General features: G+C 67.6%; 9 protein-coding genes and 1 pseudogene. 8 read left to right on the top strand and 2 right to left on the bottom strand.

The features are described 5' to 3' along the window. The first annotated feature begins 360 nt into the window (after positions 1 to 360). The 8 genes and pseudogenes from FHS44_RS37750 to FHS44_RS42800 all read left to right on the top strand — a co-directional run bounded on the left by FHS44_RS37750 (position 361) and on the right by FHS44_RS42800 (position 5,587). Positions 361 to 645 (top strand): hypothetical protein, encoded by a 285-nt coding sequence (locus FHS44_RS37750; RefSeq protein WP_184724939.1) that lies wholly within the window; start codon positions 361 to 363, stop codon positions 643 to 645. Next, positions 642 to 1,022 carry a hypothetical protein gene (locus FHS44_RS37745; protein WP_184724936.1) on the top strand — a complete coding sequence of 127 codons (381 nt, stop codon included), beginning with the start codon at positions 642 to 644 and terminating at the stop codon, positions 1,020 to 1,022. The genes FHS44_RS37750 and FHS44_RS37745 overlap by 4 nt, the downstream gene beginning before the upstream one ends. A 59-nt stretch (positions 1,023 to 1,081) precedes the next feature. Beyond that, entirely contained in the window at positions 1,082 to 1,438 is a 357-nt protein-coding gene (locus tag FHS44_RS37740; RefSeq protein WP_184724934.1) for a hypothetical protein, read from the top strand. Between the two features lie 454 nt (positions 1,439 to 1,892). Beyond that, positions 1,893 to 2,132 carry a hypothetical protein gene (locus FHS44_RS37735; RefSeq protein ID WP_184724929.1) on the top strand — a complete coding sequence of 80 codons (240 nt, stop codon included), beginning with the start codon at positions 1,893 to 1,895 and terminating at the stop codon, positions 2,130 to 2,132. A 10-nt stretch (positions 2,133 to 2,142) separates the two neighbouring features. Next, entirely contained in the window at positions 2,143 to 2,382 is a 240-nt protein-coding gene (locus tag FHS44_RS37730) for a helix-turn-helix domain-containing protein (protein WP_184725075.1), read from the top strand. An 817-nt stretch (positions 2,383 to 3,199) separates the two neighbouring features. After that, positions 3,200 to 4,456 carry a methyltransferase domain-containing protein gene (locus FHS44_RS37725; protein ID WP_221461789.1) on the top strand — a complete coding sequence of 419 codons (1,257 nt, stop codon included), beginning with the start codon at positions 3,200 to 3,202 and terminating at the stop codon, positions 4,454 to 4,456. 476 nt (positions 4,457 to 4,932) lie between these two features. Next, positions 4,933 to 5,154 (top strand): annotated as a pseudogene (locus FHS44_RS42805) (transposase); the annotation flags it as partial. A 100-nt stretch (positions 5,155 to 5,254) separates the two neighbouring features. Further along, positions 5,255 to 5,587: a transposase gene (locus FHS44_RS42800; RefSeq protein ID WP_376771651.1), complete on the top strand. Its 333-nt coding sequence runs from the start codon at positions 5,255 to 5,257 to the stop codon at positions 5,585 to 5,587. A gap of 275 nt (positions 5,588 to 5,862) precedes the next feature. Here FHS44_RS42800 and FHS44_RS37715 read toward each other — a convergent pair whose 3' ends face one another. Both FHS44_RS37715 and FHS44_RS37710 read right to left on the bottom strand, forming a co-directional pair. Then, entirely contained in the window at positions 5,863 to 6,288 is a 426-nt protein-coding gene (locus tag FHS44_RS37715) for an SRPBCC family protein (RefSeq protein ID WP_184724927.1), read from the bottom strand. Beyond that, positions 6,285 to 6,623 carry an ArsR/SmtB family transcription factor gene (locus FHS44_RS37710; RefSeq protein ID WP_184724924.1) on the bottom strand — a complete coding sequence of 113 codons (339 nt, stop codon included), beginning with the start codon at positions 6,621 to 6,623 and terminating at the stop codon, positions 6,285 to 6,287. The genes FHS44_RS37715 and FHS44_RS37710 overlap by 4 nt, the downstream gene beginning before the upstream one ends. Positions 6,624 to 6,689 lie beyond the last annotated feature (66 nt).

Raw genomic sequence — 6,689 nt, 5'->3', positions numbered from 1 at the left:
CCTCCTGCCGCCGCTCCGGTTTCCGTGCCCGCTACGCCTTCTGTCGCTGACCCGGTTGCCGCCCCGGCCTTCGCGCCCGTACGGCCTGCCCGTCCGCCGCTGCCCCGGCGAACCCGGCGTCCTGTCCCCGGTGCTCCCCGATCGGGGATCTCCTGGGCCAGGTTGCGTCGCTCCGGTCTGTCCCGGCCTGGTTTCCGCAGGAGTGCGGTACGGCCCGCGACCGGCAGATGTCGCGTTTCCCGTGCTCACACGGCTGTGCCGTACGGCATGCACCCTTCTTTCTCTTGTCCCGTAGGGCAGGCCCGTCTGGCGATCACCTCGTCGGCCAGAGCCTCTGATCGGATCACGGAGGTCCAGATCATGCACAACACCCCCGCTTCCACCCCGGCGATCCCGGGTTGGCGGTTGATCGTCAGTGACACCGGCCGGTACTGGGCCATCCGCAACCGGGCCTTCCCCCGCGTCGCCCTGCGGGCCGGGGTGGAACCGGCGGTGGACGCCGACACCTTCGAGGAGGTCCAGGCCGCCGTCGCCGAGCAGGAGGACAAGGCCCGCACCGCCGTCGCCGCCGCCGAGAAGACCGCCGTCGCCAACGCCGAGAAGACCACCCTGGCCGCCGCCGAGAAGACGGAGCCGGTCTCATGACGGGGCGACACCGCGACGGCCAGCCGTACGCCTCGGTGTATCAGCGGGTCTGGGACGGCCCGGCACGGGCCGAGGCCGAGCGGCTTGACCAGGCGTGGGCGGACTGGACCGTGCTCTACAGCCTGGGTAAGCGCAGCTTCTACGCCGTCGCGTCCTGGGACAGCCCCCAGGTCGTGGTGGTCGAGGACCCCACCTCCGAGGGCTTGGAAGGGCGGATGCAGGAGGCGGAGATGGTCCGGATGCTCCAGGCCACGCCGACCCCGCACGGTGGCGAGGAGCGTCCGCCCGCCGAGCCGCGCGACCGGGGCACGGCGGGGCCGCAGGATCGGGGCCCGGCCAGGAGGCGGCGTTCGTCGCCGGGTGGGAGGGCGGCATGATGCCACTCCTTAGCGCGGCCTGTCCACAGTCCGGTGTCGCGGATCGAACGTGCGACACCGTGCAACAGGCTCACCCGGGCTGGCTGGTCTTCCACAACCCGCAAACCGGATTGTGGAGCGCCTACCGCTGCGCCTTGTCCGGCAGGCCGGACCCCGGGGCCGTGCTGCTGGTACGCGCGGAGTCGGCCGAAGAGCTGGACCGCAAGCTGACCGCCCAGCCCGCCCAGGCGTTCGCCCGGACGCTCGCTCAGGCGTTCGTCCAGGCGTCCCGGCTGGTGTCGGCTCGCCTGAGCGTTCAGGCATCCCCGGTGGTGCCGCCGAGCGTCCGGGCCATGGCCGTCGCCCGTGCTCTGCACGCCCACACCATCCGGGCTGGTCAGCGGCCTGTCGGACTGCGCAGGTTGCTGCGCTCCTGAGCCGGTACGGCGGGTGGTGGGACCTCATCCCACCCGCTGCCCGCCGTACCCCCCAAGCGTGCGGCTCAGGTTGGAGGGCTTGAGCCGCACCCCTTCGCAAGGCGGCTCCCACACACGCCGGGACATGGCAGGGCGTGCTGGGGAAGGGGGAGCCGCCTCGCACCCGGTCCCGCGTCCCCACACGCGGGACCGGTCCTCCTACCGGGTGCCCGGCCCCTGCTCCCCGGCTCGGGGCCGGGCACCCCCACCCTCTCCCCACAAGAACACCCGCTCCATTCCCGTGAGAACTCCCTTACCGGGCGCCCGGCCCGTGCTCCCCGGCTCGGAGCCGGGCACCCCACCCTCACCTGAACAACCGGCAAGACCACCTGAACCGGCACAGCCTCCCACCTGAACCGGCAAGGCCTCCCCGTGTGAGGCGGGTTTCCTGTCCGTCCTCCGAAGCGAGACGACGATGACCGATGACGAGTACGAGCGACGCGTGATCGACGTGCTCACCAGCACCCACCCCGGCTGGTACTACCAACAACGCGACCTACCCGGCCTCCCCAAGTGGTGGGCCACCCGCTACTACCCGCTCCGCCCCGACCAGCGCAAAGCCGGAGCCCGCGACGTGCTCGGCCGTACCACCCTGCACGGATTGGTCAGGGCACTCGCCCACCACGACAAGATCCTCCACAACCTCCGCTACTGAAGGAGCCCCCATACCTACCCTCAAGGCCACCCGCAAGGCCGTCACCCCCGACGGCACCTTCACCACCGGCCCCGAAACCACCGACCGCCTCCTCACCCCCGGCGAAGTCGCCCACATCTTCGGCGTCGACCCCAAAACCGTCAACCGCTGGTCCCTCACCGGCAAGATCCCCTCCCTCAAAACCCCCAGCGGCCAACGCCGCTACCGCCAAAGCGACATCAACACCCTCCTCAACCCGTCAACCCCTTGACCACTCACCCCAGCCTCAGGGGAAAGATCACCCCCGCGTGCGCGGGGAGCACGGAGAGATCGAGTTCACGAAGGGGGGCACCGGGGACCATCCCCGCGTGCGCGGGGAGCACCCTCGGTGACCTGCGGGTCTATCGGTGAGAGAGGCGGAAAATCATTACTTTCGATGACTTGGACATTTCGGATTTATCGGTTATTCGAGGCGGGATGGTCATGGGGCTCTGGGGTGCCAGGTTGGGGGAGGTTGAGCTTGTGAGGTGGCTGGAGCTTTCGTTCTGGATTTGCGCTTCGGGGAGGCGTTTCGCTACGTCGCACGCTAGCTTGTGGTTGCTGTCATCCTGGTGAACTTCATGATGTGTCCGGAATGTCCAAGTCGATGAAAGTAATAAATTTTCGCCCCTCTCGCCGATAGACCCGCAGGTCGCCGAGGGTGCTCCCCGCGCACGCGGGGATGGTCCGGAGGCCGCGATGGACGAGCCCATGCTGACCGTGTGCTCCCCGCGCACGCGGGGATGGTCCTCGCGAACACGGCTGGAAGACGACGGTTGGCTGGTGATCCCCGCGTGGGCGGGGAGTGGCACTCTCGGTCGCCTCCGGTTGCGTAGGCGACGGAAGTATGTCCTGGACGTCACATTCCGTGACGTTACGCTTACTGGCGAATGCTCCGCGTCAGGAGCTCGGAGAGGAAAGGACGACGCAATGGGAGATCACGAAGATAAGCCGCGGCCGCCTCTGCAGCCGTTCACGGTGCCTGAGAAGACGAAGCCGGACTCCGACAGTGGCGCGGATGCCGGTAAGCACGAGAAGCCGACGTCGAAGTGATCGATGCGGAACCGGAGCTGCGGAAACTGCGGGGCCACCTGTTGGAGACCGGGACCATGAGCCCGGATTGGGTGCGGGCGTACGACGCGGTTCCCCGGGCGTTGTTTCTGCCCGACGTGATGTGGCCCTCCGTCGAAGGCCAGGACATCGCCGTCTCCAGGGAGGACGACCCGGCCCGGTGGCACCACTGGGCTACCCGGAACGTGGCCATCACCACTCAGTGGGACGACGGCCGCCACACCGGAGTCGCACGCGGTGAGCTGCCGACCAGCTCCAGCTCCATGCCCGGCATGGTCTTCTCCATGTTCGCCGACCTGTCGGTTGCCGACGGGATGCGGGTGCTGGAGATCGGCACCGGAACCGGCTGGTGCGCCGCCCTCCTGTCGGCCCGCCTCGGCGAAGACAACGTCGTGTCGGTCGAGGTGGACGAAACGGTGGCCGACCGCGCACGGAAGGCACTGCATACCGCCGGGTGGCATCCGGAGGTCATAACCGGGGACGGCCTGCTGGGGTGGCCCCATCGGGCACCCTATGACCGAATTCTCGTGACCGCCTCCGTGCGCGAGATCCCCCGGGCCTGGATCGACCAAGCCCGGCCCGGGGCTGTGCTGGTGATGCCGTGGGGAACCCGCTACACCCCTCAGGACGCCATCGTCCGTCTCGTCGTGGCCGACGACGGCACCGCGAGTGGCCGCTTCACCAGGCCCGCCCGGTTCATGCAGGTGCGCTCCGAACGCCTGGGCTGGCCGACGCAGAGCGACTACATCCTCGGTGACAGTTGGCCTGCGGACACGCGCGAATCGGCGACCGCGCTCATCGCCGCCGAGGTCCTCCCGGACTCCGACTTCGCCGCCGTTGATTTCGTGATCGGCCTGCTGGTGTCCGACTGCGTGCACACCTCGGGGCGAGATCCGTACGGCAGGCTGACGATGTGGCTGTTCGGACTGACCGACCGGTCGTGGGCTGCGGTCTTCTTCGACGAGGACGACCCCACGGACTCGCGGGTCTTCCAGGGCGGTCCCCGAAACCTGTGGGCCGAGGTCGAGGCCGCCCACCACTGGTGGGCCGAGCATGGGCGACCAGGCCACGAGAAGTTCGGCCTGACCATCACCGCAGACGGCCACCAACAGCCATGGCTTGGCGAGCCGTACACCAACGCCGAAGTGAGACCGATCCTCGACAGCACCCCAACCTTTGGCCATGATGTGCTCCCCGAAGAGACGAGAAGCACATCAACCGTGCCCACAGCCTGACCGATCGACGGGGTCATCCCCGCGTGCGCGGGGAGCACAATTGCTGGAAGAGGTCGCGCAGCACGCGGTCGGGACCATCCCCGCGTGCGCGGGGAGCACCCTCGGTGAGCTGCGGGTTTGTCGGCGGGGAGGGCGGAAATTTATTACTTTCGTTGAGCTGTACATTCCGGATTTATCGGTCATTGGGGGTGCGGTAGGTGGAAGGGGAGTTCTGGTGGTGCTGAGTGGGGGCGGGGTTCGTGTTTTGCAGGGGTGTTTTGTTGTGTCGCACGCTAGCCGTTGTCGGCCATGACGTTGTCGTTGGTAGTGGTCACGGCTGAACTTCGTCAATCCGGTGTGAGCGGTCGGATTTTGCCGCCGGTCGCTGACCGGAAGACGATATCGCTGTGACCAGCGGGAGAACCTCGGATCGCGCGGCGAGTATCGGCTGGGGCGTGTATCGAAAGTGGATCTTGAGCTATGAATGATCGAGGTTCATGGGGCGGGGAGATCTCACGGACGAGCAGTGGGTAGTGCCGGAACCGTTGTCGCCGAAGGGTGCGAGGGCGGGGCGGCCGCCCGTCTGGCCTCGGCGGCAGTTGATCGACGGCATACGGTTCCGTGTGCGGACCGGTGTGCCATGGCGGGACGTACCCGTCGAGTACGGACCGTGGAACCGGATCTACGACTCGTTCCGCCGGTGGCAGTGGAACGGCACCTGGCAGCGGATCCTCACTCAACTTCAGTCCCTGGCTGACGCGAGAGGCGAAATCGTCTGGGACTTGAGCATCGACTCCACCGTCTGCCGCGCTCACCAACATGCGGCCGGGGCCCACAAGCGGGGTGATTTACAGAAGGAACCTCCTGGCGGTGTTGTTCACCGAGCCTGGAGATCACGGCCTGGGAAGGTCTCGCGGCGGGTTCACCACCAAGTCGCACCTGGCGGTCGAGCAGGGTCAGAGGCCCATGTCGGTCGTGGTGACGGCAGGGCAGCGCGGCGACTCGCCTCAGTTCCAGCCCGTTCTGGAGCGGGTCCGTGTGCCCCGCCTCGGGCCGAACCGGCCGCGTGTCCGCCCCGATCGCGTGCGCGCTGACAAGGCGTACGCCTCCACAAGAACCGCACCTACCTGGGGCGTTCACGAGAGCGGATGACCTGGCGGAATAGGCGCGCCTGAAGATCGCTTCCCGCGTGAAGGTTGATCGTTTCCCGGCACTGTCGGCCTGATGAACTCCCACTCCGCATCCGTCAGTTGCATTCGCGTCACGTAGCAAGGTCCACCAGTCCAAGCCTCGACGCGAAGGCGAATCCCACGGGTTGATCACGGCTCGATGCGCACCCTAGCCGGTGGCGGTGATGCGGCTTTGACGGCGGCCAGGGTTCGTGAGGCGGCAGCAGGGGCGCGACGTACGCGTATGTTCGACCAGGTTCAGCGGATTTCCTGGCGTTCTGCCGTTTCGCCCAGACGATGGAGCAGGTGCGCCCAGCCGTCGCCGGTCTCCTCTTCGAGTACGGCCGGCAGACCACTGTGGCGCAGGGTGAGCTCGGTACCGTCACCGTCCGGGGTCAAAGTGACTTCGACCCGGGATGCCTCTGGTGCCATGTCGGGCGCTCCTGGTGTGGCCTCCCAGCCGAAGGTGAAGACGAGACGTTCGTACGGCACGAGCTCCACGAACCGTCCGCGCATCACCGGGCGTGGGCCCTCGTGCATCGCAACCTGCAAGGTGCCGCCGGGGCGGGCGTCCAGCTCGGCCGTTCCCCACCATCGCGCCAGGCGTGCCGGGTCGGTGAAGAACCGCCAGACCGTCTCGGGACGCGCACGGATGTGCAATGTCTGCTCAATCGTCCTGCTCACAACGATCCCTTCACGTCCTGGGCACCAGTGTGCGCGCGTTCTTCTTTCTCGGCTTCGTGCTGGAGGCGGCTGAGCGAGGTGGACCACATTGTCTCCAGGAACGTCACCGCCTCGGCCAGCCCCTCCGGACGTAGCCGATAGAAGCGGCGATTGCCTGCGCGGCGGACGTCGACGAGGTGGGCTGCTATCAGCGTTCGCAGATGCTGGGATACCGCAGGGCGACTGATTTCGGGAAAGCGCTCGGCGATCTCGCCTGCCGACACCTCGCGATCCCGCACCAGGACGAGGATGGCGCGGCGGGTCGGGTCCGCCACAGCGCGGAGCGCGTCGTCCATGGGCCACCGCCTTCGTTTGCGCACTGCTGGGACAGCATGTAAGTGTTTAAGCAACATCTTACACTC

It is taken from the genome of Streptosporangium saharense (assembly GCF_014203715.1).
Lineage (GTDB): Bacteria > Actinomycetota > Actinomycetes > Streptosporangiales > Streptosporangiaceae > Streptosporangium > Streptosporangium saharense.
Note: the sequence above shows the minus strand (reverse complement) of the source record. Positions and strands in the feature narration are given on the sequence as shown.

What these genes read in the sequence shown, in the direction of transcription:
- FHS44_RS37745 (WP_184724936.1), top strand. Translation starts at nt 642, where the DNA reads ATGACGGGGCGACACCGCGACGGCCAGCCGTACGCCTCGGTGTATCAG.
- FHS44_RS37710 (WP_184724924.1), bottom strand. Translation starts at nt 6,623, where the DNA reads ATGGACGACGCGCTCCGCGCTGTGGCGGACCCGACCCGCCGCGCCATC.
- FHS44_RS37735 (WP_184724929.1), top strand. Translation starts at nt 1,893, where the DNA reads ATGACCGATGACGAGTACGAGCGACGCGTGATCGACGTGCTCACCAGC.
- FHS44_RS42800 (WP_376771651.1), top strand. Translation starts at nt 5,255, where the DNA reads ATGCGGCCGGGGCCCACAAGCGGGGTGATTTACAGAAGGAACCTCCTG.
- FHS44_RS37750 (WP_184724939.1), top strand. Translation starts at nt 361, where the DNA reads ATGCACAACACCCCCGCTTCCACCCCGGCGATCCCGGGTTGGCGGTTG.